At 72.4% G+C, this 25,400-nt stretch carries 23 protein-coding genes; 16 read left to right on the top strand and 7 right to left on the bottom strand.

Features of this window, described 5'->3' with window-relative positions; all coding sequences use genetic code 11:
- Positions 1-5 precede the first annotated feature (5 nt).
- From pcaF to AB0A95_RS02200, 12 genes are all read left to right on the top strand, one after another.
- Positions 6-1,211 carry a 3-oxoadipyl-CoA thiolase gene (gene pcaF, locus AB0A95_RS02255; RefSeq protein WP_357553761.1) on the top strand — a complete coding sequence of 402 codons (1,206 nt, stop codon included), beginning with the start codon at positions 6-8 and terminating at the stop codon, positions 1,209-1,211.
- A 101-nt stretch (positions 1,212-1,312) separates the two neighbouring features.
- Positions 1,313-2,125 carry an SAM-dependent methyltransferase gene (locus tag AB0A95_RS02250; protein ID WP_357553760.1) on the top strand — a complete coding sequence of 271 codons (813 nt, stop codon included), beginning with the start codon at positions 1,313-1,315 and terminating at the stop codon, positions 2,123-2,125.
- 5 nt (positions 2,126-2,130) lie between these two features.
- The gene (locus AB0A95_RS02245; RefSeq protein ID WP_357553759.1) at positions 2,131-4,320 is read left to right on the top strand and encodes an EAL domain-containing protein; all 2,190 of its coding nucleotides are present in this window, start codon (positions 2,131-2,133) and stop codon (positions 4,318-4,320) included.
- On the top strand, positions 4,317-4,451 hold the full coding sequence (locus tag AB0A95_RS02240; protein ID WP_357553758.1) for a hypothetical protein: 135 nt from the start codon (positions 4,317-4,319) through the stop codon (positions 4,449-4,451). Before AB0A95_RS02245 ends, AB0A95_RS02240 begins: the two co-directional genes overlap by 4 nt.
- Positions 4,442-4,942: a DUF456 domain-containing protein gene (locus AB0A95_RS02235; protein ID WP_357553757.1), complete on the top strand. Its 501-nt coding sequence runs from the start codon at positions 4,442-4,444 to the stop codon at positions 4,940-4,942. Before AB0A95_RS02240 ends, AB0A95_RS02235 begins: the two co-directional genes overlap by 10 nt.
- A gap of 357 nt (positions 4,943-5,299) precedes the next feature.
- On the top strand, positions 5,300-6,886 hold the full coding sequence (locus tag AB0A95_RS02230; RefSeq protein ID WP_357553756.1) for an amino acid permease: 1,587 nt from the start codon (positions 5,300-5,302) through the stop codon (positions 6,884-6,886).
- Positions 6,887-7,002: 116 nt separating this feature from the next.
- Complete coding sequence (locus tag AB0A95_RS02225; RefSeq protein ID WP_357553755.1) at positions 7,003-8,367, top strand: glutamine synthetase family protein; 1,365 nt, start codon at positions 7,003-7,005, stop codon at positions 8,365-8,367.
- Positions 8,368-8,493: 126 nt separating this feature from the next.
- On the top strand, positions 8,494-9,837 hold the full coding sequence (locus AB0A95_RS02220; protein WP_357553908.1) for an aldehyde dehydrogenase family protein: 1,344 nt from the start codon (positions 8,494-8,496) through the stop codon (positions 9,835-9,837).
- A gap of 5 nt (positions 9,838-9,842) precedes the next feature.
- Positions 9,843-10,610: a 3-oxoacyl-ACP reductase gene (locus AB0A95_RS02215; RefSeq protein ID WP_357553754.1), complete on the top strand. Its 768-nt coding sequence runs from the start codon at positions 9,843-9,845 to the stop codon at positions 10,608-10,610.
- Complete coding sequence (locus tag AB0A95_RS02210; protein ID WP_357553753.1) at positions 10,607-11,299, top strand: gamma-glutamyl-gamma-aminobutyrate hydrolase family protein; 693 nt, start codon at positions 10,607-10,609, stop codon at positions 11,297-11,299. The genes AB0A95_RS02215 and AB0A95_RS02210 overlap by 4 nt, the downstream gene beginning before the upstream one ends.
- 42 nt (positions 11,300-11,341) lie before the next feature.
- The gene (locus AB0A95_RS02205) at positions 11,342-11,893 is read left to right on the top strand and encodes a pyridoxamine 5'-phosphate oxidase family protein (RefSeq protein WP_357553752.1); all 552 of its coding nucleotides are present in this window, start codon (positions 11,342-11,344) and stop codon (positions 11,891-11,893) included.
- Positions 11,894-12,085: 192 nt separating this feature from the next.
- The gene (locus AB0A95_RS02200) at positions 12,086-15,745 is read left to right on the top strand and encodes a SpoIIE family protein phosphatase (RefSeq protein WP_357553751.1); all 3,660 of its coding nucleotides are present in this window, start codon (positions 12,086-12,088) and stop codon (positions 15,743-15,745) included.
- 47 nt (positions 15,746-15,792) lie between these two features.
- On the opposite strand, the gene AB0A95_RS02195 is transcribed toward AB0A95_RS02200, so the two are convergent.
- Positions 15,793-16,107, bottom strand: a complete 315-nt coding sequence (locus AB0A95_RS02195; RefSeq protein WP_357553750.1) for an STAS domain-containing protein — start codon at positions 16,105-16,107, stop codon at positions 15,793-15,795.
- Between the two features lie 95 nt (positions 16,108-16,202).
- Here AB0A95_RS02195 and map point away from each other — a divergent pair, with 95 nt between their 5' ends.
- Both map and AB0A95_RS02185 read left to right on the top strand, forming a co-directional pair.
- Positions 16,203-17,060, top strand: a complete 858-nt coding sequence (gene map / locus AB0A95_RS02190; protein WP_357553749.1) for a type I methionyl aminopeptidase — start codon at positions 16,203-16,205, stop codon at positions 17,058-17,060.
- On the top strand, positions 17,057-17,770 hold the full coding sequence (locus AB0A95_RS02185) for a VIT1/CCC1 transporter family protein (RefSeq protein ID WP_357553748.1): 714 nt from the start codon (positions 17,057-17,059) through the stop codon (positions 17,768-17,770). The genes map and AB0A95_RS02185 overlap by 4 nt, the downstream gene beginning before the upstream one ends.
- 42 nt (positions 17,771-17,812) lie before the next feature.
- Here AB0A95_RS02185 and AB0A95_RS02180 read toward each other — a convergent pair whose 3' ends face one another.
- From AB0A95_RS02180 to AB0A95_RS02155, 6 genes are all read right to left on the bottom strand, one after another.
- Positions 17,813-18,295 (bottom strand): nitroreductase family deazaflavin-dependent oxidoreductase, encoded by a 483-nt coding sequence (locus AB0A95_RS02180; protein WP_357553747.1) that lies wholly within the window; start codon positions 18,293-18,295, stop codon positions 17,813-17,815.
- A gap of 83 nt (positions 18,296-18,378) precedes the next feature.
- Positions 18,379-21,150 carry an FtsX-like permease family protein gene (locus tag AB0A95_RS02175; protein ID WP_357553746.1) on the bottom strand — a complete coding sequence of 924 codons (2,772 nt, stop codon included), beginning with the start codon at positions 21,148-21,150 and terminating at the stop codon, positions 18,379-18,381.
- Complete coding sequence (locus tag AB0A95_RS02170) at positions 21,147-21,881, bottom strand: ABC transporter ATP-binding protein (protein WP_357553745.1); 735 nt, start codon at positions 21,879-21,881, stop codon at positions 21,147-21,149. Before AB0A95_RS02170 ends, AB0A95_RS02175 begins: the two co-directional genes overlap by 4 nt.
- Positions 21,878-22,480 carry a PadR family transcriptional regulator gene (locus AB0A95_RS02165; RefSeq protein ID WP_357553744.1) on the bottom strand — a complete coding sequence of 201 codons (603 nt, stop codon included), beginning with the start codon at positions 22,478-22,480 and terminating at the stop codon, positions 21,878-21,880. Before AB0A95_RS02165 ends, AB0A95_RS02170 begins: the two co-directional genes overlap by 4 nt.
- A gap of 52 nt (positions 22,481-22,532) precedes the next feature.
- Positions 22,533-22,970, bottom strand: coding sequence for a ferritin-like domain-containing protein (locus AB0A95_RS02160; protein WP_357553743.1), 438 nt, complete (start codon positions 22,968-22,970; stop codon positions 22,533-22,535).
- A complete protein-coding gene (locus tag AB0A95_RS02155; protein ID WP_357553907.1) occupies positions 22,967-23,491 on the bottom strand; it encodes a hypothetical protein in 525 nt (174 codons plus the stop codon). Before AB0A95_RS02155 ends, AB0A95_RS02160 begins: the two co-directional genes overlap by 4 nt.
- A 155-nt stretch (positions 23,492-23,646) precedes the next feature.
- Between AB0A95_RS02155 and rimP the strand changes: the two genes are divergently transcribed.
- Together rimP and nusA are read left to right on the top strand one after the other, a co-directional pair.
- A complete protein-coding gene (gene rimP / locus AB0A95_RS02150) occupies positions 23,647-24,354 on the top strand; it encodes a ribosome maturation factor RimP (RefSeq protein ID WP_357553906.1) in 708 nt (235 codons plus the stop codon).
- Positions 24,351-25,394 (top strand): transcription termination factor NusA, encoded by a 1,044-nt coding sequence (gene nusA, locus AB0A95_RS02145; protein WP_357553742.1) that lies wholly within the window; start codon positions 24,351-24,353, stop codon positions 25,392-25,394. Before rimP ends, nusA begins: the two co-directional genes overlap by 4 nt.
- The last annotated feature ends 6 nt before the right edge of the window (positions 25,395-25,400 follow it).

Genomic DNA, 25,400 nt, shown 5'->3' with positions numbered 1-25,400 from the left:
TCGCGATGACCGTGGCATACCTGGTGGCCGGTGTCCGCACCCCGATCGGTCGGTACGCCGGCGCGCTGGCCGGCGTCCGCCCCGACGACCTGGCCGCGCACGTGATCCGCGAGTTGGTCGCCCGCCACCCGTCGGTGGACTGGGCGCGGGTGGACGACGTGGTGCTCGGCTGCGCCAACCAGGCCGGCGAGGACAACCGCAACGTGGCCCGGATGGCGGCGCTGCTGGCCGGCCTGCCCGAGGAGGTGCCGGGCAGCACCGTCAACCGGCTCTGCGGCTCCGGCCTGGACGCGCTGGCCACCGCTGCCCGCGCCATCGTGGCCGGGGACGCCGAGCTGATGATCGCCGGCGGGGTGGAGAGCATGAGCCGGGCGCCGTTCGTCCTGCCGAAGGCGACGTCGGCGTACTCCCGCTCGGCCGAGGTGTACGACACCACACTGGGCTGGCGGTTGGTCAACCCGTTGATGCGCGACGGGTGGGGGGTCGACTCGATGCCGGAGACGGCGGAGAACGTGGCCGCCGAGTACGGCGTCAGCCGGGCCGAGCAGGACGCCTTCGCGTACCGCTCGCAGCAGCGTGCGGCCAGGGCGCAGGTCGACGGCCGGTTCGCCGAGGAGATCGTGGCGGTGTCGGTGCCGGCCGGTCGACGCGAGACCCGGCTGGTCGAGGTCGACGAGCACCCCCGGGAGACCACGCTGGAAAAGCTGGCCGCGCTGCCCACCCCGTTCCGCGACGGCGGCACCGTCACCGCGGGCAACTCCTCGGGTGTCAACGACGGCGCGGTCGCGCTGCTTGTCGCCAGCGAGGCGGCGGTTGCCCGGTACGGCCTCACCCCGCTGGCCCGGATCGGCGGTGCGGCGGTGGCCGGCGTACCGCCCCGGGTCATGGGGATCGGTCCGGTGCCGGCGACCCGCAAGCTGCTCGACCGGGTCGGGGTCGAGGTGGGTGCGGTGGACGTGGTGGAGCTGAACGAGGCGTTCGCCGCGCAGTCCGTGGCGGTGTTGCGTGAACTGGGGTTGCCCGTGGACGCCGAGCACGTCAACCCGAACGGCGGCGCGATCGCGCTGGGGCACCCGCTCGGTGCCAGCGGTGCGCGGCTGGCGTTGACCGCCGCCCTGGAGCTGCGCCGACGCGGCGGGCGGCGGGCGTTGGCCACCATGTGCATCGGCGTCGGTCAAGGCATTGCACTGATGCTGGAGTCAGCCGCCTAGAGTGGTGCACACCACACGACCCGCGGGTCGGCCGGTGCTCGCGCACGCCCGTCGACGCCGGTGCCGTCCCGCGCCGCGGCGATGAACTGGGGAGCACGCTGATGCCGGACGGACTGCCGACCGAGATCGATCTGACCAGGCCGAGCGCGGCCCGGGTGTACGACTATTTCCTGGGTGGGGCACACAACTTCGAGATCGACAGGCGGCTGGCCGAGCAGATCGCGAGCATGACCCCGAATCTCGCCGCCACCATGCGCTCCGGCCGGGAGTTCCTGCGTCGGGCCGTCCGGGTGTTGCTCGACGCCGGCATCGACCAGTTCCTCGACATCGGCTCCGGAATTCCCACCGTGGGCAATGTGCACGAGGTGGCCCAGGGAGTGAACCCGAAGGCCCGCGTGGTGTACGTCGACATCGACCCGGTGGCCGTCGCGCACAGCCGCGAGCTGCTCGCGGGCAACGAGCTGACCGGCGTCATCCACGCCGACCTGCGCGAGCCGGAGCGGATCCTCGCCGAGACCCGGCAGCTCGGGCTCGTCGACTTCAGCCGGCCGATGGGCATCCTGCTGGCCGGGGTGGTGCACTTCATCCCGGACGCCGACCGTCCGGAGGAGATCCTGGCCACCCTGCGTGCCGCCGCCGCGCCGGGCAGCTACCTGGTCGTCTCGCACTCCACCTTCGAGGACCAGCCGCAGGAGATGCTGGACGCCCAGCGGCTCTCCGCCCGGACGGCCACCGAGATCACCCTGCGCTCCCGTGCCCAGGTCACCGGCTTCTTCGGCGACTGGACGGTCCTCGACCCGGGTGTGGTGCACATGCCACTCTGGCGTCCCGACTCACCGTCCGACGTGGACGATCACCCGGAGCGGTTCGGCGCCTTCGGCGGCGTCGCCCGGTACGACCAGCCAGCCGGCTGATCGACATGGCCGCCGTCCCGGACCCCCTCGGGGTCGACGCCGGCCCGGACCCCCTCGGGGTCGACGCCGGCCGGGCCGACATCCAGGGGTTCGCCGCGGACTGGGCCCGCGCGGTCCGTCGCCTCGGGTTCGTGCCGTTCAGCGCGGCCGAGACCGAACGGCTGCTGCTGACACACACGATCCGGCTGGCGGAGGCGGTGTGGGCAGAGCCGTTCCGCTCCGACCCCGCCGAGGAGGTCGGGCGCGCGCTGGTCGAGGCGCACCTCAGCGAGCCGCGAGCCCTGGAGTGGACGCTGCGCGCACTCGGTTCGGACTTTTCGCGGCGCGTACTCGGCGCTGCCGACCGGCCGGCGGACCTGGCCGAGCGGATCGCGACGTTGCAGGGCCGGCTGGCCGCCGGGTTCGCCCGCGCGCTGCGCGACCGCACCTTCAGCCAGCAGGAGCGGATCGCCCAGTCTGCCTGGCAGGCGCGTGACCAGGTCGAGCAGGCGCTGCGCGACAGCGAGGCCCGGTTCCGGGCGGTCTTCACCGGCGCCGCGATCGGGATCGGCATCGCCGGCGTGGACGGCCAGATCATCGACGTCAACCAGGCGTTCGCCGACATGCTCGGCTACTCGATCGAGGAGTTGCGCGAGATCAACGTGGCGGCGCTTTTCCACGCCGACGACGCCGCCGGGATGTGGGAGCTCTACCAGGAGCTGATCGAGGGCAAACACGACGCCGCCCGGGTGGAGAAGCGTTACCACCGCAAGGACGGCAGCGTGGTCTGGACGGATCTGGCCGTCTCGCTGATCCGGCACGGCGACGGCCGACCCCGGTTCACCGTCGCGATGATCGAGGACATCACCGAGCGGTACGAACTCCAGCAGCGGCTGCGCTTCCAGGCGCTGCACGACCCGCTGACCGGGCTGCCCAACCGGACGCTGTTCTTCGAGACTCTGGGCCGGATCCTCGACGCCGCGGGCGCCGGACGGCAGGTCGGGGTGTGCTTCCTCGACCTGGACGGCTTCAAGGCGATAAACGACAGCCTCGGCCACGACCTCGGCGACCAGCTGCTGGTGACGATCGGCCGCAGGCTCGCCGCGTGCGTGGCCGACCGCGGCCACCTGGTCGCCCGGATGGGTGGCGACGAGTTCGTGATCCTCGTCGACGGAGCGGACGGCATCGACGACGCGGTGGCCGTCGCGGAGTCCGCGTTGGCCGCCGTCGCGGCCCCGGTGCACGTCGGAGACCACCAGCTGGCCGTCTCGGCAAGTGTGGGCATCGTGCAGTGCCCGGCGACGGAGACCACCGCGTCGGAGCTGATGAAGGCGGCGGACACCACGCTCTACTGGGCCAAGGGGGCAGGCCGGGGCCGCTGGGCGGTGTACGACCCGGAGCGCAGCGCCCGGGACATCGCCCGGTCGGCCCTTGTCGCCGGGCTGCCGGCCGCCCTGGACCGGGGCGAGTTCGTGCTGCACTACCAGCCGATCGTGTCGCTGCTGGAGGGCACGATGCTCGCGGTGGAGGCACTGGTGAGGTGGGAGCACCCGGAGTTGGGCCTGATCGGGCCGGACCGGTTCATCGGTCTGGCCGAGGAGACCGGCCTGATCGTCCGGCTCGGCGAGTGGGTGCTGCGGCAGGCCTGTCAGGACGCCGAGCGGTGGCGGCGGGAGTTTCCCAACGCCCGGCTGGTGGTCAGCGTCAACCTGGCCGCGCGACAGGCCGACGACCCGGCGATCGTGGACACGGTGGCCGACGTGCTGCACACCAGTGGGCTACCCGCCGAGCTGCTCCAGTTGGAGCTGACCGAGAGCGCCGTGATGGGCAGCGCCGGTGAGCCACTGCGCAGTCTGTACCGGCTCGCCGCGCTCGGCGTCCGGCTGGCCGTGGACGACTTCGGCACCGGATACTCCAACCTGGCGTACCTGCGGCGGCTGCCGATCCACTGCCTGAAGCTCGCCGGCCCGTTCGTCGAGGGCATCCGCGCCGACGGGACCGACGTCGCCGCCGACCACCGCGACGAACGGATCGTCGACGCGTTGGTCCGGTTGGCGCACGCCCTGGAGCTGTGGGTCACCGCCGAGGCGGTGGAGACCGGGGTCCAGGCGGAACGGCTGCGGGCGTTGCGCTGCGACACCGGGCAGGGCCGGTACTTCGGCGCGCCTGCCCCGGCCGACGAGATCACCGCCCGGCTGCGGGGTGGGGCGACATGAGCGGGGATGGGGTGGCCGGCGGTCGGCGCGGCAGCACCACCGGGGACCGCCCGCCGGGCGGCGTGCACTCGCGGTCCGGTCGGCTCGGTCCGGTCGGCTGGCGGCGATGGAAGGTGGCGGCGTGGACCTGACGGATTCGCAGACGGCGGTGACGGTGGTGGCCGGGCTGGCGATCCTGGCCGGGTTGGCCGGCGTGGTGGTGCCCGGTCTGCCGGCGTTGCCGCTGTGCTGGGGCGGCGTGCTGGTCTGGGCGATCTTCGGCGGTGCCGGGCTGGGCGGGTGGGCGGTGTTCGCCGCCGCCACTGTCGTCGCGGCGGGCGGCACCGTGATCAAGTACGCGTGGCCGGGCCGCAACCTGAAGCGCACCGGTGTGCCGACGTCCACGCTGCTCGCCGGTGGGGTGCTCGGCATCGTCGGGTTCTTCGTGGTGCCGGTCGTCGGGGTGGTGCTCGGCTTCGTCGCCGGGGTGTGGGCGGCGGAGCGACTGCGGCTGGGCAGCAACCAGCTGGCGTGGCCATCCACAGTGCAGGCCCTGAAGGCCGCCGGCCTGTCGATGCTCGTGGAGTTCCTGGCCGCCCTGGCAGTAGCGGCTATCTGGGCAACCGGTCTCCTCCTAACCTGACCCCCGCTCCCCGAGCCCGCCCCCCGCCGCTGAGACAGGCGACAGAAAGCGCAAGATCGGCGCGGGCTTGGGTGGGGGCGCGGGGGTCCGGGGGCGCGGGGCACTTCTGGGTACGGCGGGATGCCGTGCGTGAGAGAGAGGCGTGCCCCGCGCCGTGGGCCGGGCGGTCCGAGTGCCCGGGAGTGGCCCGTGGATCGGGCCTGGTCACGGGGTTAAGGATGCGGGTCGGGGTGGCCGGACGGCAACGTAATTAGCCCGCCGGCGGTGAGATTCCCACCGAGTACGTATTGACCGTCTTGATCGGCCGGGTCGACACTTTGCGCACTCGCACGCGGAACCACCTCAGGGAGGTGCGCAGTGGCAACGACCCCGATGCCGACCGCCGAGCAACCGATGGACGACGACGCCCGACGGCTCGCCGAACTCGGCTACAAACAGGAGTTGCGCCGCAAGTGGAGTGGCTTCTCCAACTTCGCCATCTCGTTCTCGATCATCTCGATCCTGGCCGGCTGCTTCACGACCTTCGGCCAGGCCTGGAACAACGGCGGGCCGGTCGCCATCTCCTGGGGATGGCCGCTGATCTCGCTGTTCATCCTGATCATCGGCTTCTGCATGGCCGAGTTGGTGTCGGCGTACCCGACCGCGGGCGGGATCTACTGGTGGGCGGCCACCATGGGACGCCCGGTGCACGGCTGGTTCACCGGCTGGCTGAACCTGATCGGCCTGGTCGCGGTCACCGCCTCGGTCGACTACGGCTGCGCGACGTTTCTCAACCTCACCCTGTCGGCGCTCTTCGACGGCTGGGCCGGCACGCTACGCCAGGCCTTCCTGCTCTTCGTGGTCATCCTGGTGCTGCACGGCCTGATCAACATCCTCGGGCACCGGATCATCGACGTACTCCAGAACGTCTCGGTCTGGTGGCACGTGGCCGGCGCGGCCGTCGTGGTGGCCATCCTGGTCCTCGTGCCGGACGACCACCAGAGTTTCCAGTTCGTGTTCACCGAGCGGTTCAACAACTCCGGCTTCGGTGACGGCGACATCGGTGGGCTGACGTTCTGGTTCTACGTGCTGCCGCTGGGTTTCCTGCTGACCCAGTACACGATCACCGGCTTCGACGCCTGCGCGCACGTCTCCGAGGAGACCCGGGGCGCCTCGCAGGCCGCCGCCCGGGGGCTGTGGCAGTCGATCTTCTATTCGGCCGTCGGCGGCTGGATCCTGCTGCTGGCGTTCCTCTTCGCGGCCACCGACGTCGAGGCGGTCAACGCCGCGGGCGGCTTCTCCGGCGCCATCTTCGAGTCCGCGTTGACCCCGGTCTTCTTCAAGATCGTCATCATCATCTCCACCATCGGCCAGTTCTTCTGCGGGATGAGTTGCGTGACCTCGATGAGCCGGATGGCGTACGCGTTCAGCCGGGACCGGGCGGTGCCCGGGTGGCGGCTCTGGTCGACTGTCGACCGCAACGGCACCCCGGTCAAGGCGATCATCGGCGCGACCCTGGCCGGCCTGGTGCTGACCCTGCCGGCGCTCTACGAGAGCTCGGCCGGCATCCCGATCGCCTTCTACGCGGTGGTCTCCGTCGCGGTGCTCGGGCTCTACCTCTCGTTTCTCATCCCGATCGCGCTGCGACTGCGGATGGGCGACCGGTTCGTGCCCGGCCCGTGGACGCTCGGGCGGAAGTACAGGCCGCTCGGCTGGATCGCGGTGATCGAGATCGCCATCATCGCCGTCTACTTCGTGTTGCCGATCGTGCCCGCCGGGGTGCCCGGCAACGACGACTTCACCTGGTCGGCGGTGAACTACGCGCCGCTGGCCGTGGGCGGGGTGCTGCTGGTGGTCGCCGTCTGGTGGTACGCCTCGGCCCGCAGGTGGTTCACCGGCCCCGTGCGTACCGTCGAGGAGCCGGCGGGGGTGACCGACCCGGCGCCGGCCGACGACCCGGCCTGAGCCGGCGCCTGGCGGGACGGGCGGCACGCCTGTCCCGCCGGGTTTGCCGCGGGTGCCGCCGGGGGCATTGACGGTGATCCGGATTGCCAGTAGACCTTGGTGATGGAGGCCCGCGCATGACGAAAGCTCCGTTGACGCTGGAACAACTGCGGGTCGCGGTCGCCGACGGTGAGATCGACACGGTGGTGCTGGCCCTTGTCGACATGCAGGGCCGTCTCCAGGGCAAGCGGTTCCACGCGCCCTTCTTCCTCGACCAGGTGGTCGCGCACGGCAGCGAGGGCTGCAACTACCTGCTCGCCGTCGACGTCGACATGAACACCGTCGACGGGTATGCGATGTCGAGCTGGGACCGCGGCTACGGCGACTTCGCGATGGTGCCGGACCTCGGCACGTTGCGCAGGATGCCCTGGCAGCCGGGCTCCGCGCTGCTGCTGGCCGACCTGACCTGGCTCGACGGTTCCGGTGACGTGGTCGCCTCGCCCCGGCAGATCCTGCGCCGGCAACTGGCCCGGTTGGCCGAGCACGGGCTGACCGCGTACGCCGGCACCGAGCTGGAGTTCGTGCTGTTCCGCGACTCGTACGAGGACGCCTGGCGGCGCGGCTACCGCGATCTCACTCCGGCCAACCAGTACAACGTGGACTACTCGCTGCTGGGCACCGCCCGGGTGGAGCCGCTGCTGCGTCGGATCCGCACCGAGATGGCCGGCGCGGGGCTCACGCCGGAGAGCGCCAAGGGCGAGTGCAACCTCGGCCAGCACGAGATCGCCTTCCGCTACGACGAGGCGGTCGCCTGCGCCGACCACCACGTGATCTACAAGAACGGGGCCAAGGAGATCGCCGCCCAGGAGGGGATGGCGATCACCTTCATGGCCAAGCCGAACGAGCGGGAGGGCAACTCCTGCCACATCCACTTCTCGCTGCGCGACAGCAACGGCCGCTCGGCGATGCTCGGCGACGGGCCGGCGCACCTGTCGCCGACCGGGCAGCGGGTGCTGGCCGGGCTGCTGGCCACCATGCGGGAGTTCAGCCTGCTGTTCGCCCCGAACATCAACTCCTACAAGCGCTACCAGCCCGGGTCGTTCGCCCCGACTGCGCTGCGCTGGGGTGTCGACAACCGCACCTGCGCGCTGCGGGTGGTGGGGCACGGGCAGGGCATGCGTGTGGAAAATCGGGTGCCCGGGGCCGACGTCAACCCGTACCTGGCGATCGCCGGGCTGGTCGCCGGCGCGCTGCACGGCATCGACGGGGAGCTGGAGCTGGGCGAGGAGTGCGCCGGCAACGCGTACGACGACCCGGAGGCCGAGCGCGTCCCCAGCACCCTGCGCGACGCCCTGACCCTCTGGGAGGGCTCCACGGCGGCCCGGGAGGCGTTCGGCCCCGAGGTGGTAGCCCACTACGCCAACCAGGCAAAAGTAGAGCTGAAAGCCTTCGACGCGGCGGTAACGGACTGGGAGCTGACCCGTGGCTTCGAACGCCTGTAACCCCCCGTTCCACCGGGTTGATCATGGGCTTGTGGCGGGCGGAAAGTCAGGGAAGGCGGCTTTTGTGGGGCACCACAACTCCATGATCGACCGGGATATCGAGGGGTGGGGCGTGTGACGGTGGTGGTGGATCCGGCTTCCGGGGTGGGGTTTCGGGAGGTTTCTTCGGCGTCGGTGGGGGACGTGGACTCGGCGATCTCGCGGGCCGCTTCGGCCTTTGCTACCTGGCGTCTCGTTGCGGCGGGGGATCGGGCTCGGTTGCTGCGGCGGTTCGCCGCCGTCGTCGACGCGCACCTGGAGGAGTTGGCTCAGCTGGAGGTGCGCAACTCGGGGCACACCATCGGCAACGCCCGGTGGGAGGCCGGCAACGTCCGCGACGTCCTGGACTACTACGCCGGTGCGCCCGAGCGGCTGACCGGGCGACAGATCCCGGTGCCGGGCGGGTTGGACGTCACCTTCCACGAGCCACTCGGCGTGGTCGGTGTGATCGTGCCGTGGAACTTCCCGATGCCGATCGCCGCCTGGGGTTTCGTCCCGGCCCTCGCCGCCGGCAACACGGTGGTGCTCAAGCCCGCCGAGCTGACCCCGCTCACCGCGCTGCGCCTGGCCGAGCTGGCCCGCGAGGCGGGCCTGCCCGACGGCGTCTTCACCGTGCTCCCGGGCCAGGGCTCGGTGGTGGGGGAGCGGTTCGTCAGCCACCCGGCGATCCGCAAGATCTGCTTCACCGGCTCCACCGAGGTCGGCACCCGGATCATGGCCGGCTGCGCCGCCCAGGTGAAGCGACTCACCCTGGAGTTGGGCGGCAAGAGCGCGAACATCGTGTTCGCCGACGCCGACCTGGACCGCGCCGCCGCGACCGCGCCGGGGGCGGTCTTCGACAACGCCGGCCAGGACTGCTGCGCACGGTCGCGGATCCTGGTCCAGCGCACTGTGTACGACAGGTTCCTGGAACTGCTCGAACCAGCGGTACACGCCGTACGGGTGGAGGACCCGTCCCGGGACACCGCCGAGATGGGGCCGCTGATCTCCGCCGCCCAGCGCGACCGGGTCGCCGGTTACCTGCCCGGGGCACGTGTCGCGTTCACCGGCTCCTGCCCCGACGGGCCCGGCTTCTGGCACGCGCCCACAGTGCTGCTGGCCGACTCGCCGGCCGACCGGCACTGGCGGGAGGAGATCTTCGGCCCGGTGGTCTCGGTGCTGCCGTTCGACGACGAGGCCGAGGCGGTCCGGCTCGCCAACGACACCGAGTACGGGCTCTCCGGCTCGATCTGGACCCGGGACGTGAGTCGGGCGCTGCGGATGGCCCGTGCCGTCGACTCGGGCAACCTCAGCGTCAACTCGCACTCCTCGGTGCGCTACTGGACCCCGTTCGGCGGGATGAAGCGCTCCGGGCTCGGCCGTGAGCTGGGCCCCGACGCGCTGCATTCCTTCACCGACGTCAAGAACGTGTTCATCGCGACAGAGGAGTGACGCCAGTGCAGGGTCGGTTGCAGGACCGGGTGGCAGTGGTCACCGGAGCGGGCAGCGGCATCGGGTTGGCCACCGTGCGGCGGTTCGCCGCCGAGGGTGCCCGGGTGGTCTGCGTGGACATCGACGCGGAGGCCGGCACGAGGGCCGCGCAGGAGTGCGGCGGCGAGTTCGTGGCCACCGACGTGGCCGACGAGTCGGCGGTACGCGACCTGTTCGACGGGGTGGCCGACCGGCACGGGCGGGTGGACATCGCGTTCAACAACGCCGGCATCTCCCCGCCCGACGACGACTCCATCCTGGACACCGGCCTGGACGCGTGGGAGCGGGTGCTGCGGGTCAACACCACGAGCGTCTACCTCTGCTGCAAGTACGCGATACCGCACATGCGCCGCCAGGGCAGGGGTTCGATCATCAACACGGCGTCGTTCGTGGCGCTGATGGGGGCGGCGACGTCGCAGATCGCGTACACCGCGAGCAAGGGCGGGGTGCTGGCGATGACCCGGGAGTTGGGTGTGCAGTTCGCCCGCGAGGGCATCCGGGTCAACGCGCTCTGTCCCGGCCCGGTGGCCACCCCGTTGTTGCTGGAGCTGTTCGCCGCCGACCCGGAGCGGGCCGCCCGCCGGCTGGTGCACGTGCCGATGGGGCGCTTCGGGCAACCCGAGGAGATCGCCGCCGCGGTGGCGTTCCTGGCCAGCGACGACGCCTCGTTCATGACCGCCGCGCAGTTCGTTGTCGACGGCGGCATCACCGGCGCGTACGTCACACCCCTGTGAGGAGGCCGCTGATCGGGATCAGCTCGTATGTCGAACCCGTCGACTGGGCGGCCTGGCGGGGCGTGCGGGCCGTGCTGGTGCCCGAGGCGTACGCGCGGGCGGTGACGGCGGCGGGTGGCCGTGCGGTGGTCCTGCCGCCCGACGACGTGGACGGCGACGTGGTGGCCGTCCTGGACGGGCTGCTGCTGGCCGGTGGCGCCGACGTGGGTCCGGGGCGGTACGGCCAGCAGCCCGACCCGCGTACCGAGGACCGGCCCGACCGGGACGCCGGTGAGCTGGTGCTGTTGGCCGCCGCGCTCGCCGCCGGACTGCCGGTGCTGGGCGTGTGCCGGGGGATGCAGTTGCTCGCCGTCGCCTACGGCGGCACCCTGCACCAGCACCTGCCCGACGTGGTGGGCCACGAGGGGCACCGTCCGGCGCCCGGCGTCTACGGGACCCACGCGGTGCGGTTCACGCCGGGGAGTCTGGCCGCGCGGGTGCTGGCCGGGGTGGACCGGGTCAACTCGTACCACCACCAGGCGGTCGCCGACCCGGGTCGACTCGCGGCCACCGGGTGGGCGCAGGACGGCGTGGTCGAGGCGGTCGAGGATCCGGCGCAGCCGTTCGTGCTCGGCGTGCAGTGGCATCCGGAGAACGAGCCGGACCCCCGTCCGATCACCGCGCTGGTCCGGGCCGGCGGTGTGACGTAGGTCGCCCCGGCCGGATCATGGGGCCGGTGGGAGGATCGGCGCATGGGCAAGGTCTATCCGGAGATCGACAGTCGACTACGTGACTTCATCGCGGGCCAGCCGGTCTTCTTCGTGGCCACCGCGGCGTCCGACGTCGAGGGGCACGTCAACGTGTCACCGAAGGGCATGCGGGGCACGTTCGTGATCCTCGGCCCGCACCGGGTGGCCTACCTCGACTATCACGGCAGCGGGGCGGAGACCATCGCCCACCTGCGCGACAACGGCCGGATCACGCTGATGTTCTGCGCCTTCGACGGCCCACCGAAGATCGTCCGGTTGCAGGGCCGGGGCCACAGCGTCGCGGTCACCGAGGACGCCTTCGCCGACCGGCTGGCCGAGTTTCCCGCACCGCCGGACGTGCACGCCGTCCGGGCCGTGATCACCGTCGAGGTGGAACGGGTCAGCGACTCCTGCGGCTACGCGGTGCCACTGATGGACTTCCGCGCCGAGCGCGACCTGTTACTCACCTCACACTCCCGCCGCAGCGCGGATGACCTGGCGGTCTATCGGGCCACCAAGAACGCCACGAGCATCGACGGTCTGCCGGTCTTCTGACTGGTCGGGCACCCCGGCGACCACCGCTCGTCGCGGGGCGCGCCCACCCTGTCCGGTGCCCGACGGCTCGCGCGTAGGTAAACAGCGCCCGACCGTCGTCTTGCGTTACGTTGCTGGTCCGCTGGGGTACAAGTCGAAGCACGGCGGGTAAAGATCAACGGTCGCGGGGTGCCGGCCGGAGCGGGAGGCTTCATGAGCTCGGCCCAGGGGGGTGCGGACATCGGGCGCTTCTTCGCGCCCGGTCCGCAGGCTCCTCCGATGCTGGCGGCGGCGTTCGCGGCCGGCGGCGAGATGGGCGAGCTGATCAGCGGCGTCGACTGGTCCACCAGCCCGCTGGGCGAGCCCGCCCGCTGGCCGCTGGCGCTCTCCAACGCGGTCGGCATGATGCTCGCCTCCAGTGCGCAGATCGTCATGTTCTGGGGCGACGAGCAGCTCGCCTTCTACAACGACGCGTACCGACCGACCATCGGCGGCAAACATCCGGAGGTGCTCGGCCAACCGGCCCGGCAGCACTGGGCGGAGACCTGGGCCGTGCTCGGCCCGCTGCTCGACGGTGTGCGGAGCACCGGGCGCTCCTACCGCGGTGAAGACCACCCCTTCCTGCTGGACCGGCACGGCTTCGTCGAGCAGACCTACTTCGACGTCTCGTACGACCCGATCAGGGGTGCCGACGGCTCGGTCAGTGGCGTCTACTGCATCGTCAACGAAACCACCGGCCGGGTGCTCGGCGAGCGCCGGCTGCGGGCACTCGCCGAGCTGGGTGCCGAGTTGAACGACACGGGCAGTGCTGCCGAACTCGGCCGGACCGTCGCCGAGGTGCTCGGCCGGCACCGGGCGGACGTGCCCTTCGCCCTGATCTACCTGGCCGACGACAGCGGCCGTCTCGCCCTGGCCGGGTCCACCGGCACCGCCCCGGCCGCGGTCGGCGACACCGCCGAGCTGCTGGCCCGGGTCACCGCCGACACCGCGCCCGCGACCGTCGACGTGGCCGACCTGCTCGACCCGCCGCCGGCTGACGCCGCCGACCAGGCCCTCGTGCTGCCCCTCACCGCGACCAACCAGACGGTCGGCGCGCTTGTCGTCGGCGTGGCCCGCCAGCTTCCGCTCGGCGCCGACTACCGCGACTTCCTGGAGCTGATCGCCGCCCAGATCTCCCGCGCGGCCGGCACCCAGCGGGCATACGAGCAGGAGCGGGCCCGCGCCGCCGAGCTGGCCGCACTGGACCTGGCGAAGACCAACTTCTTCGCCAACGTCAGCCACGAGTTCCGTACCCCGCTGACCCTGGTGCTGGGCCCACTGGAGGACATGCTGGCCGACCCGGCACTGCCCGCGGCCGACACCGCCCGGCTCACCCTGATGCACCGCAACGCGTTGCGCCTGCTCAAACTGGTCAACACAGTGCTGGACTTCTCCCGGCTGGAGTCCGGTCGCCTCGCCGCCCGCTACCAGCCCACCGACCTCGCCAGCTACACCGCCCGGCTGGCCGGCACCTTCCGTTCGGCGACCGACCGGGCCGGGCTGCGGTTGGTGGTCGACTGTCCACCGTTGCCGGCGCCGGTCTTCGTCGACCGGGACATGTGGGAGAAGATCGTCCTCAACCTGGTGTCGAACGCCGTCAAGTTCACCTTCGACGGCGAGATCCGGGTGCGGATCCGGGCGGTGGACGGCATGGCCCGGCTGGAGGTGACGGACACCGGCGTCGGCATCCTGCCGGACGACCTGCCGCACGTCTTCGAGCGGTTCCACCGGGTGCCCGGCGTCCGCGTCCGCACCCACGAGGGCACCGGGATCGGCCTGGCGCTGGTCCGGGAGCTGGTCGAGATGCACGGCGGCGAGACCGGGCTGGTCAGCCAGGTCGACGAGGGCAGCACCTTCACTGTGACAGTTCCGTTCGGGTCGGTACACCTGCCCGCGGACCGGGTCGCGGCCGTCGACTCGTTCCATCCGGGCGAGCCCGAGCAGGCCCGGCTCTACGTGGCGGAGACCGCGCTCTGGACCGGCGTCGAGCCGACACCCGACGTCGCCGGCCGACCGACGAACGGCGCACCGGCCGGCCGGATCCTGGTCGTCGACGACAACGTGGACCTGCGCGAGCACGTCACCCGACTGCTCTCCCCGACCTGGGAGGTGGTCACCGCGAGCGACGGGCTGGCCGCCCTGCCGCTGGCACGTGAGGGCGGGTTCGACCTGGTGCTCAGCGACGTGATGATGCCCCGACTGGACGGGTTCGGGCTGGTCGGTGCGCTGCGTGCGGACCCGCGTACCCGTCATGTGCCGATCGTGCTGCTCTCCGCGCGGGCCGGCTCCGCGGAGGCCGTCGCCGGTCTCTCCGCCGGCGCCGACGACTACCTCACCAAGCCGTTCTCCGGCCAGGAGCTGATCGCCCGGGTCCGGGCCAACGTCGAGTTGGGTCAGCTCCGCGGCCAGGTCATCCGTCGGCTCCGGGCGCTGGCCGACGCGGCGGTGGCGGTGAACACCGCCCGGTCCACCGCCGACGTGCTCCAGGTCGCCGCCCGGCACGCGTTGTGCCTCGCCGAGGCCGCGCGGGTGGTGGTGTCCGCCGCCGGGGCCCGGTCCGAGGCGGACACCGGCGGCGCCACCGCCGCCGACCCGTCCTTCGTGGCCGACCTGACCGGCACCGCCGGCGAACCGCTGGGCGAGCTGCGGGTCTGGCGTCCGGCCGGCGACGACGCCCAGACCGACGAGGCCGCGTTGACCCAACTGGCCCGGCTGGTCGGGGTACGACTGGAAAACGCGCAGCTCTACGAAGCCGAACACCGCATCGCGACCACCCTGCAGCACAGCCTGCTGCCCCGGTCGCTGCCGCAGCTACCGGGAGCGGTGTTGGCCAGCCGGTACCTGCCCGGCACCGCGGACGTCGAGGTCGGCGGCGACTGGTACGACGCGATAAACGTCGAGGACGACGACCTGGTGCTGGTCATCGGCGATGTGGTCGGCAAGGGCGTCCAGGCCGCGGCGGCGATGGGGCAACTGCGCAACGCGCTGCGGGCGTACCTGCTGGAGGGCTACGACCCGGCCGAGTCGCTGACCCGGCTCAACCGGCTGGTCGGCTTCACCGAGGGGCGCTCGTTCGCCACTGTGGTCTGTCTGCTGTTCAACCCGCGCACCGGCCGGCTGCGGTACGCGAGCGCGGGGCACCCGTCCCCGCTGGTGATCAGAGGAGGTGACGTGTCGTTCCTGCACGACAGTGCGCTCGGCCCACCGATCGGCGCGATCCCCGCCGCGACGTACGAGGCGGTCGACGGCGAGTTGGTTGCCGGCAGCCGACTGCTGCTCTACACCGACGGGCTGATCGAGGACCGTCAGCTCGGCATGGACGCGGCGCTGGCCCAACTGCGCGTCGACGCGGCGACCCCCAGTGAGCACGTGGTCGACCTGATCGACGCTGTCGTCGAGCGGGTCGACGGGCGTCCGCGCCGCGACGACGTGGCGGTCCTCGCCCTGGAGGCGGCCGAGCTGAACCGTTTCGCGTTGCGGCTGCCGGCGGACCCGACCCGGCTGAGCGTGCTGCGCAAGCGCCTGGAGGACTTCCTCGTCGCGCACGCGGTCGACGAGACGGACGTGTTCGACCTGACCGTGGCGGTCTCCGAAGCCGCGGCCAACGCCATCGAGCACCCGATCCACCCCGCCGAGCCGACGATCAGTGTGACGGTGGCCATCGAGGATCGGACGGTGACGGCCACTGTGCGCGACAGCGGGCAGTGGCGTGAGTCGACAGGCTCCGGCTTCCGGGGGCGTGGCCTGGCGCTGATCAGGGCGCTGGGTGAGCTGTCGGTGCGGCGTACCGAGGAGGGCACCGAGGTGACACTGCGCCGGGAGCTGCGGGGCTGACCGCGCGCCCGGGGGCGGCTGATGGCCCGGCCCGGCGGCCAGCCGGCTCAGGCCGGCCGGAGCCAGCTCTGCTCGCCCAGGCCGGAGATCTCCAACACGCGGCGGACCTGCCGCGACGGCAGGACGGTCAGCACGCCCGGAAACTGCTGGGCGAGCCGGACCAGGGCGTGGATCGCGGCCGAGTCGAAGAAGGTGACGGCCCTCAGGTCGAGGGTGATCCGCCGGGCTGGCTCGCGCAACGCGGTCTGGAGCATGGTGTCGGCGGTCGCCATGTCGACCTCACCGGCCACCACCACCCGGAGGTGGTCACCGTCGATCTCCGCGCTGGCGGAGAAGACGGGTGGTGCTCCCCCTTGATCCACGCTGCCACCATGGCACAGCCGACCGGGCAGGGCAACAACCCCCTTCCCGCGCCCGTGGCGCGGGTCACCAGCGGCCCCGGCGATAGGCTGATGGCATGACCGTCCGTCCGCCGCTGACGCCAGGCGCGCTCTCCCCAACGCGTCCGGTGCCACCCCAGATCGCCCGACCGGAGTACGTGGGCAAGGAGCGCCCGATCCAGTGGCGCGGCTCGCACGTGCAGACGCCGGAGACCATCGAGAAGATGCGGATCGCCAGCCGGCTCGCCGCCCAGGCGACCCAGCTCGCCGGCGAGCACTGCAAACCCGGCGTGACCACCGACGAGATCGACAAGGTGGTGCACGAGTTCCTCTGCGACCACGGCGCGTACCCGTCGACACTTGGCTACAAGGGCTTCCCGAAGTCCTGCTGCACAAGCCTCAACGAGGTCATCTGCCACGGCATCCCGGACTCCACGGTCCTGGCCGACGGCGACATCATCAACGTCGACGTGACCGCGTACATCGGTGGGGTGCATGGCGACACCGATGCCACCTTCTGCGTCGGCGAGGTGAGCGAGGAGGCCCGGCTGCTTGTCGAGCGGACCCACGAGGCGATGATGCGCGGCATTCGCGCGGTCGTCCCGGGTCGGCAGATCAACGTGGTGGGCCGGGTCATCGAGTCGTACGCCAAGCGGTTCGGCTACGGCGTGGTCCGCGACTTCACCGGCCACGGCATCGGCGAGGCCTTCCACAGCGGTCTCTACGTGCCGCACTACGACAGCCCGCGCCCCACTGACATCATGGAGCCGGGCATGACGTTCACCATCGAGCCGATGATCACACTCGGCACCTACCAGTACGACATGTGGGACGACGGGTGGACCGTGGTGACGAAGGACCGGAAGTGGACGGCCCAGTTCGAGCACACCATCGTGGTGACCGAGGACGGTCACGAGATCTTGACACTGCCGTGACCGACACCCCAGCGGCGCTGCGTGAGGCGCACCACGCGGACGTGTCCGGCGGGTGGCTGCGTCCGGCGGTCTTCGGCGCGATGGACGGTCTGGTCACCAACATCGCCCTGATCGCCGGCGTCGGCGGCGGCGGGGTGTCGCCCCGCAGCATCGTGCTCACCGGCTCCGCCGGCCTGGTCGCCGGTGCGATCTCGATGGGGCTCGGCGAATACACGAGCGTCCGCTCCGCCAACGAGCAGGTCGCCGCCGAGGTGGCCAAGGAGCGACGCGAGCTGGAACGGCACCCCGAGGCGGAGGCCCGGGAGTTGGCCGACGCGTGGGTAGCCCGGGGCCTGCCCCGTGATCTGGCCACCCAGGTCGCCGAGGCGGTGCGGCGCGACCCGGAGGAGGCGCTGCGGGTGCATGTCCGGGAGGAGTTGGGCGTCGACCCCGACGACCAGCCCAGCCCGTGGGCGGCGGCGATCTCGTCGTTCCTGTTCTTCTCGATGGGCGCCCTGGTGCCGCTCCTGACCTACCTGTTCGGTGCCACCGAGCTGTGGCTGGCCCTCGCCGTCGGCGGGCTCGGGCTGTTCGCCGCCGGCGCGGTGGTGGCCCGCTTCACCCAACGTCCGTGGTGGACCAGCGGGCTGCGGCAACTGCTGTTGGGTGCCGCGGCCGCCGGCGCCACCTACCTGATCGGCTCGCTGATCGGTGTGCCGGGCGGGCTCTGACGTGGCCCGGGCCGCTCGCGGGCCCGCCGTGGGCGGCCCGCCCTAGCCGGCCTGCGGCGGGCCGGTCGGCACGAGCCGGAAGATGTGCAGCTCCCGGCCACCGGCCCGTCGCACGTACGTGCGGTACGCGGGCCACTCGGTCACCAGCAGCTGCCACAGGCGGTCCCGTTCGGCGCCGGACGCCAGGTCGGCCCGCACCGGGATCAGCCGGCCCTTCAACTGCACCGCGGCGGTGGGATCGGCGAGCAGGTTCATCGCCCAACCGGGGTGCTGGGTCTGCCCCCAGTTGGAGCCGATCACCACGTACGTGTCGCCGTCGGGGACGTAGAGCAGGGGATTGCTGCGGGGCTTGCCGGAGCGGCGGCCGGTCGTCGTGATCACCAGGGACGGGATCAGGCCGAGCGCGACCACCCGCCCCCGGGTGAGTCGACCGACCACCCGGTCGGCGGGGACCAGCAGGCGTGCGGCGGCGCCGAACCAGCGGTGATGACCGACTCGACGGGTGATGTTTCCCAGCGCTGACACGCCGATCAGTCTGCCGGTTGCCCGGCCCCGGCGGCACCCCCGTACGCGCCCGGATCGTCAGCCGGCCGGCCACCGCTTCGGCGTCAGTCCAGCCGCCGTTCGATCGGCAGCCGGGCGCGGGTGAACAGGCCCGCCCCGAGCATCGCCACCACCGGCACCAGCACCAGGACCCCGAGCACGGGCCAGGGCACCAGCAGGGGGTACGGATCGGATGCCGGCCAGTCGTTGGCGTACTCGCGGTTGACCGAGACCAGCACGATCGCGGCGGTGCCGAGGCCGGCCACGATGCCGAGCACCGAACCGACACCGGCGATGATGCCGGCCTGGCAGATCGCCAGCATGCGGCGTACCGCCGGTGCCGCGCCGACGGCCGCGAGTGTGGTCAGCTCCGCGCGCCCCTCGGCGGCGGCGAGCGCTGTCGCGATCCCTGCCGCCCCCACCGTGATCACCCCGGCCGCCGCCGCGAGCAGCAGCAGCAACGGTGAGATGTCGCGGGGGCCACCGCCGTACTCCACGGCCACCATGAAGGTGCCGAAGGGCCGCAGTGCGCTGGTGAACCGTCGCTCCTGACGCGGGTCCGGCGGGGTCGGGGTGCCGATCACCCAACCGGCCGGTGACCAGGTCAGGCCGAGGTGCCGGGCCGCGGACGCGGAGAGCAGCAGGTGGGGTTGGACGACCACCCCGCTCAGCGCGTACCCGGGCAGGTCGGCGGTGGTCGACCCGTCGGTCCCGGAATCCACGTGGTTCACCCGTACCGTCACCAGGCCGTCGTGCAGGTAGCGCGGGTCGGTCACCACCACGCCCCCGGCGCGCAGCACGGCGGTGGCGGCGGCGGTCGTCGCCGGGTCAGCGCCGGTGAGCAGCGGCAGTGCGGTTCCGTCATCCACTCCGGTCTGCACGTAGCCGCCGTCGTAGCCCAGCGCGCTGATCCGACAACGCGGGTCGGCCCGAGCCTGTCGACGCTGCGCCGCGGAGAGATCGACCCCGGGCTGCCAGGGGCAGACCTGCGCGGGTGGGAGCGCCGGTGTGACATCGCAGTAACCCGTCCCGGACGCGCAACTCACCGAGTTGATCGGGGCGATCGTGTCGGCACCCAACTGTTCCCGGGCCACTGTGGCGACCTGGGCCAGGGTGGGTGGCCGCGCCAGTTCGCTCGCGTAGACCAGCACGTTGCCGGTCGGCACCGACGGCCGGTAGGCGCGCGACTCCCGCGCATCGTTGCTGGCCAGGAACCCACCGAGCGCCACACTGCTGGCGACCGCGGCCATCACGGCGCAGATGGCGGGCGTCGCGGCTGCCCGGTTGCGGCTGGCGTCGCGCAGTGCGATTCGCGGTGCCAACGGCAACACCCGGCCCAGCCGGGCGAGCGCGCCGATCAGCGTGGGCGTGCAGCACACCAGGCCCAACTCGCCGAGGATGAGGCCGGCGAGGATCACCGCCGGGGTGGTACGGGCAGCCCCGAACGCCGCCAACCCCGCCCCGCCGCCCACCAGCGACAGACCGAGGGCCAACCACCGGACCCTGGACACCGGTGGGGTACGCCGCCCGGCGAGCCCGGCGCTGACGTCCTGTCGTGCGGCGGTCCAGGCCGGTGCCAGCGCGGCGAGCACCCCGGCCAGCACCGCGACCCCACCGAGCAGCACCAGCGCGATCGGCCAGCACCGGTACCCACCGAAGCGGGCGTGGAAGACGTACTGCTCCACAAGCGGACGTCCGGCGAACGCCGCGGCGACGCCGACCAGCAGGCCGGCGACGGCGCCCAGCACACCCAGCACCACGCCGTCGGCCAGCACGACGCGGCGGAGCTGGGCGGCATCCCCACCGGCCACCGCGACGAGCGCCAGATCCCGCCGTCGGCGACGGATGCCGACCGCGAAGGCCGGGCCGACAAGCAGCACGACCTCCAACAGCCCGAGGCCGGCGATGAGCACACCGGTGCTCAGGTCGCCGGTGCCGCTCGGGTCGACCGGGCCGAGCCACGTCCGCTTCCGGTCGTCGGCCGGCGCGCGGGTGGTGACCACCACCCCACGCTCGTTGAGTCGGGACACCAGCGCGGCATCGACGGTGCCGGGCACGTCCGCCAACCAGTTGGTCGCCGAGCTGAAACTGGTCGGTGGCGCCGCACCCGGATGCAGCGCCACCACCATTCCGAGATCGTCGGGAAACTCGACGACCCCCACCACCGTGTACGCGCGGCTCCCGTCGGCGAGGGCCACGGCGCGGCCGAGGCGCAGGTCCAGGCGGCGTAGCGCCGCCGGACTCACCGCGACCTCGCCGGGCTGCCGCGGTGCCCGGCCCGCCCGGAACCGCACCAGCCCGCGGGCCAACGGGTCGCCGAGGTCCAGCACCCGCCCCTGCACGTCCTCGTCGTCGCGCGGGCCTCGCAGGGTCAGCGGGATGCGGGTGCGCACCTCGGTGACCCGACTGCCCGGTCCCAGCAGCGCGCTCACCTGGGCGGTGGTGGCCCTCGCGTGGGGTGGCTGCTGCTCGCCGTCTTGGACGTACCAGGTGTTACCGCCCTCGTCCTGTCGCACCGGCGCGTCGGCGATCCAGCGCAACTCCGCGTCGGCCACGCCGAGCCGACGATCGATCCCTTCGGCCGGGGTCAGCCCGGCCATGTCGTAGCTCGCCGCGAGGAAGGCCAGCGCCGCCACCGGCAGGGCGATCATCGCGAGCACCAGGGCGGTCCGGCGTCGGGCCCGGCGGGACTCCCGCCGGGCGATCCGCAGCGCCGTCCGCCAGGAGCCGGTCAGCTCGGCGAACCGCCGTCGGCCGACCGGGGCGAGGGGCGCGGCCGGCCGTGCCGTCGCGGTGTCGACCGGAGCGGGGGCCCGCGTCGCACGGCGGATCGTCACCGGCCGCTGCCGGACAGCAACTGGTCGACGCTGCCCAGCGGCGCCGTCGTGTCCACCAGGACGCCGTCGCGCAGGAACACCACCCGATCGGCCCAGCCGGCGTGCCGCGCCTCGTGGGTGACGAGCACCCCGGCGGCACCCGCGTCGATCCGGCGGCGGAGCAGGTGCAGCACCGCCTCACCGGTCTGCGAGTCCAGTGCGCCGGTGGGCTCGTCGGCGAGCACCAGCCGCCGTTCGCCCACCAGCGCGCGGGCGATGGCCACCCGCTGCTGCTGCCCGCCGGAGAGTTGGTCCGGAAAGCGGTCACCCAACGCGGGCAGACCCACCTCGGTGAGCGCGGCCATGGCCAGGCTGCGAGCCCGCCGTCCGCTGGTGCCGTCCAGCTCCAGCGGGAGCGCCACGTTCTCCAGCGCGCTCAGACTGCCCAGGAGGTTGAGCTGCTGGAAGATGTACCCGATCCGACGGCGGCGCAGTTGGGCCAGACCGCGACGGTCCAGCGCCCCCAGCGGTTGCCCCTCCACCCGGACCTCGCCGCGGGTCGGGCGGTCCAGGCCACCGGCGAGGGCCAGTAACGTCGACTTGCCGGAGCCGGACGGGCCCATCACGGCGACCAGCTCGCCGGGCCGGACGACCAGGCTGACCCCGCGCAACGCGTGCACCGCCGCCGGTCCGGCACCGTGGGTGCGGTGGACGGCGCGGAGCTCCAGCACCGCGTCGTCCGGCCCGCTCACCGTCGTGCCTCCTCGCCGGCCCAGCGCGCCCCGTCCCGCGCGTCGGCATCACCCACCCGTAACGGGGGAGGCGCCGGGCCGCTGGGCTGGTGCCGCACGAGACTGGTCTCGCAGTGGTCCAGCCAGCGCACCTCCGCCTCGGCCTGGAAGACCATCGAGTCCAGTACGAGGCGCCAGGGGAGGTCCTCCGGCCGGTCGCTGCCGTACTTGAGCCGGGTCAGCTCCTGTAGAGCCCGCATCGTCGCGCTGCGCTGGGCCTGCACCACCGAGCGGACGTCCACCCCGGGGGTGGTCAACGCCAGGGCCAGCTTGATCGCCAGCTCGTCGCGGGGTCTGTCGTTCCGGCTGACCGGCGTGGCGAACCACAGCGCCAGGTCGGCCCGGCCGGCGTCGGTGATCTCGTACGGGCGCTGCCCGGCCTCGCTCTCCGGCAGCGGGCGCACCAGACCGTCTCGTTCCAGCCGGGACAGCGTGGTGTAGACCTGCCCGATGTTCAGTGGCCAGGTCGAGCCGGTCGACTCCTCGAACGCGGCGCGCAGCTGGTAGCCATACATCTGGCCGCGTTCGAGCAGGGCGAGCAACCCGTGACGGATGGACATGGCAACGGAGTATGCATACCTGGTATGCGTACCGCAACCGGAGCGGAACGGTTCAGGTTGGCCGACCGGGAAATGGGACAGTCAGCGGGGTCAGCCCGGCCGTCCTGCGCCACCGGGTGGCCCGCACCGCGTACTCGACGAGGGCGGCCAGCGCCTGGTTGCGCTCTGCTCCGGTGGTGGACGCCAGGGCCGAGCGCCAGTGCGCGGCAGTGCGCTCCTCCACCTCCGCGGCGAGCCGCAGGGCGCTGGCCCGGTCGGTGACCGGGAACGGCAGCGCGTACCCGGCGCGGTCCGGCGGCACGACGCCGCCAGCCGCGCTCAGTTGCACCACGAGCGCGTCGCGCCGGCTCCGATGCGCGGCCTCGGCCTGGTGTGCGGCGTCCCGCGCCGCCCCGGTGAGTCGGACCCCGATCCGGCCGTAGGCGTAGATGGCCGCGTACTCGGCGGACAGGGCGGAGGCGAGCGCCTCCCCGGCGGACGGCTGCCTCACTTCAGTGCCTCCTGGTGGGTGGCTCGGGCGGCGGCTATCGACCCGAGCAGTGCGGCCCGTTCCGCACTCGCCGCGGCACAGGCGGCGGTGGCCGACTGCTGGGCGGTCTTCTCCAGCCTGCGCAGGGCGGCGAGCGCGCCGGCCTGGTCGGCGGCGGGGGCGGTGGTCGGTGTGGCGGCCGCCGTCGGCAGGGCGACGCCGATCACCCGGGCCAGCTCGACGGCGTGCGCGGTGTGCGCCTCGGCGATCGGGCCGAGCCGCCCGGCCAGGTCGGGGTGCGCTGTCGCGCCCGCCTGGTACGCGGCGGCGAGCGCGAGTGACTCGTCCACCATCGGCCGCAGCGGGTCCGGCGGTGGCGCCGGCTGATCGTCACGGTCGAAAAGATCACAGCCGGTCAGCGGCGCAGCGGCACCGCCGAGCGCCAGCAGCGCCCCGGCGCGCAAGAGCTTTCGCCGGGAATGTCCTGATGCTTGGTCGCGCTGTGTCGTTCTGCCGGTCCCCACCCGGCAAGTCAACACCATGCCCGCCGGTCCGGGGGCCACCGCCGTCGGTGCGCCGCCCGGCCCACCGACGGGCAGGCGCGTTACGCTCTGCGCAGCCACCGGCGCGTCCGCTCCGGTGGCGTGCCGGCATGTCGGGACGACCGATCACCGTCGACCAGGGAGAGGGTGCGGAGATGACGCAGCGTGGCCGTGCCACCAGGTCGACTGGGCGACCCCGTGACGGCGCGGGTCCCCGCGGCGGTGACCTCGCCGCGCGGCGTGCGCGGTTGCGGGCCGTGATCGAGCCGGTGGTCAACGACGCCGGCTACGACCTGGAGGACCTGACGGTTTCCCGGGCCGGTCGCCGGCACGTGGTGCGGGTGATGGTGGACACCGACGGCGGGATCGACCTGGACGCCGTGGCCGACGTCTCCCGCGCGGTCTCGGCCGCCCTGGACGCCGCGGAGGAGACCGGTGGCGACATCGTCGCCGGGGAATACCAGCTGGAGGTCAGCTCGCCGGGCGTCGACCGGCCACTCACCCTGCCCCGCCACTGGCGGCGCAACGTGGGCCGGCTGGTCAAGGTCACCGCTCGGGGCGCGGCCGCGTTGCCCGGCCAGCGTGGCGAGCAGCCCGCCGGCGACCGCCAGCTCACCGGCCGGGTGGTCGCGGCCGACGACGAGGGCGTCCAGCTGGAGGCCGACGGCGGTCGCGCCTCCTGGACGTACGCCCAGCTCGGCCCCGGCCGTGTGCAGGTCGAGTTCACCCGGCTCGCCGAACTCGGCGAGCCGGACGAAGAGTTCGACGACGCGGACGACTCAGACGAGATCGACGACTCAGACGAGATCGACGATTCAGACGACATCGACGACGAAGATGATGTGGAGGACGAGGAGAGGTGAACATCGACCTCGCGGCGCTGCGCGCACTCGAGCGCGAGCGGGAGATCCCGTTCGACACGATTCTCGCGGCGATCGAGACCGCGTTGCTGACCGCCTACCGGCACACCGACGGTGCCGAACCGCACGCCCGGGTGGAGATCGACCGCAAGTCGGGCGCGGCCCTGGTGTACGCGCAGGAGATGGACTCCGACGGCAGTCTGGTGCGGGAGTGGGACGACACCCCGCACGACTTCGGCCGGATCGCCGCCATGACCGCCAAGCAGGTGATCCTCCAGCGTCTGCGGGAGGCCACCGACGAGGTGCACTTCGGTGAGTACGTGGGCCGCGAGGGTGACCTGGTCACCGGCGTGGTGCAGGCGCACGAGACGCGTACCGAGAAGGGCATCGTCAGCGTCGACCTCGGCAAGCTGGAGGGCGTGCTGCCGCAGTCCGAGCAGGTGCCCGGCGAGCGGTACGCCCACGGCGAGCGGGTCCGCTGTGTCGTGGTGCACGTGGCCAAGGGCATGCGCGGGCCGCAGATCACCCTGTCCCGGTCGCACCCGGCGCTTGTCAAGAAGCTGTTCGCGTTGGAGGTGCCGGAGATCGCCGACGGCACTGTGGAGATCGGCGCGATCGCCCGTGAGGCAGGTCACCGCACGAAGATCGCCGTACGATCCACGACCCCCGGGGTGAACGCCAAGGGCGCCTGCATCGGCCCGATGGGTCAGCGGGTGCGGGCCGTGATGAGCGAGTTGCACGGTGAGAAGATCGACATTATCGACTGGTCGGACGACCCGGCCACCTTCGTCGGCAACGCGTTGTCGCCGGCCAAGGCGCTGCGGGTCGAGGTGGTCGACCTGGCCAATCGGGCCGCCCGGGTGACAGTTCCCGACTTCCAGCTCTCGCTCGCGATCGGCCGGGAGGGGCAGAATGCCCGACTCGCGGCCCGATTGACCGGTTGGCGGATCGACATTCGGTCGGATGCGGAGCAGACCGCCCCGGCCGCCCGTGCGTCAGCCGATCACGTGCGGGAGCCGGGCGGCGCGATCTCGGGCAGCTAGGGGTAG

Origin of the sequence: Micromonospora sp. NPDC049230, assembly GCF_040647875.1 — a bacterium.
Classification (GTDB): domain Bacteria; phylum Actinomycetota; class Actinomycetes; order Mycobacteriales; family Micromonosporaceae; genus Micromonospora.
The sequence above is the reverse complement of the archived record's forward strand: the minus strand, read 5'-3'. Positions and strand labels throughout refer to the sequence as shown.

Coding starts and splice junctions, on each gene's coding strand:
- map (WP_357553749.1), top strand. CDS start 16,203: ATGACCGTCCGTCCGCCGCTGACGCCAGGCGCGCTCTCCCCAACGCGT.
- AB0A95_RS02250 (WP_357553760.1), top strand. CDS start 1,313: ATGCCGGACGGACTGCCGACCGAGATCGATCTGACCAGGCCGAGCGCG.
- AB0A95_RS02240 (WP_357553758.1), top strand. CDS start 4,317: ATGAGCGGGGATGGGGTGGCCGGCGGTCGGCGCGGCAGCACCACCGGG.
- AB0A95_RS02245 (WP_357553759.1), top strand. CDS start 2,131: ATGGCCGCCGTCCCGGACCCCCTCGGGGTCGACGCCGGCCCGGACCCC.
- AB0A95_RS02165 (WP_357553744.1), bottom strand. CDS start 22,480: ATGTCCATCCGTCACGGGTTGCTCGCCCTGCTCGAACGCGGCCAGATG.
- AB0A95_RS02200 (WP_357553751.1), top strand. CDS start 12,086: ATGAGCTCGGCCCAGGGGGGTGCGGACATCGGGCGCTTCTTCGCGCCC.
- AB0A95_RS02155 (WP_357553907.1), bottom strand. CDS start 23,491: ATGGTGTTGACTTGCCGGGTGGGGACCGGCAGAACGACACAGCGCGAC.
- rimP (WP_357553906.1), top strand. CDS start 23,647: ATGACGCAGCGTGGCCGTGCCACCAGGTCGACTGGGCGACCCCGTGAC.
- AB0A95_RS02225 (WP_357553755.1), top strand. CDS start 7,003: ATGACGAAAGCTCCGTTGACGCTGGAACAACTGCGGGTCGCGGTCGCC.
- AB0A95_RS02205 (WP_357553752.1), top strand. CDS start 11,342: ATGGGCAAGGTCTATCCGGAGATCGACAGTCGACTACGTGACTTCATC.
- pcaF (WP_357553761.1), top strand. CDS start 6: ATGACCGTGGCATACCTGGTGGCCGGTGTCCGCACCCCGATCGGTCGG.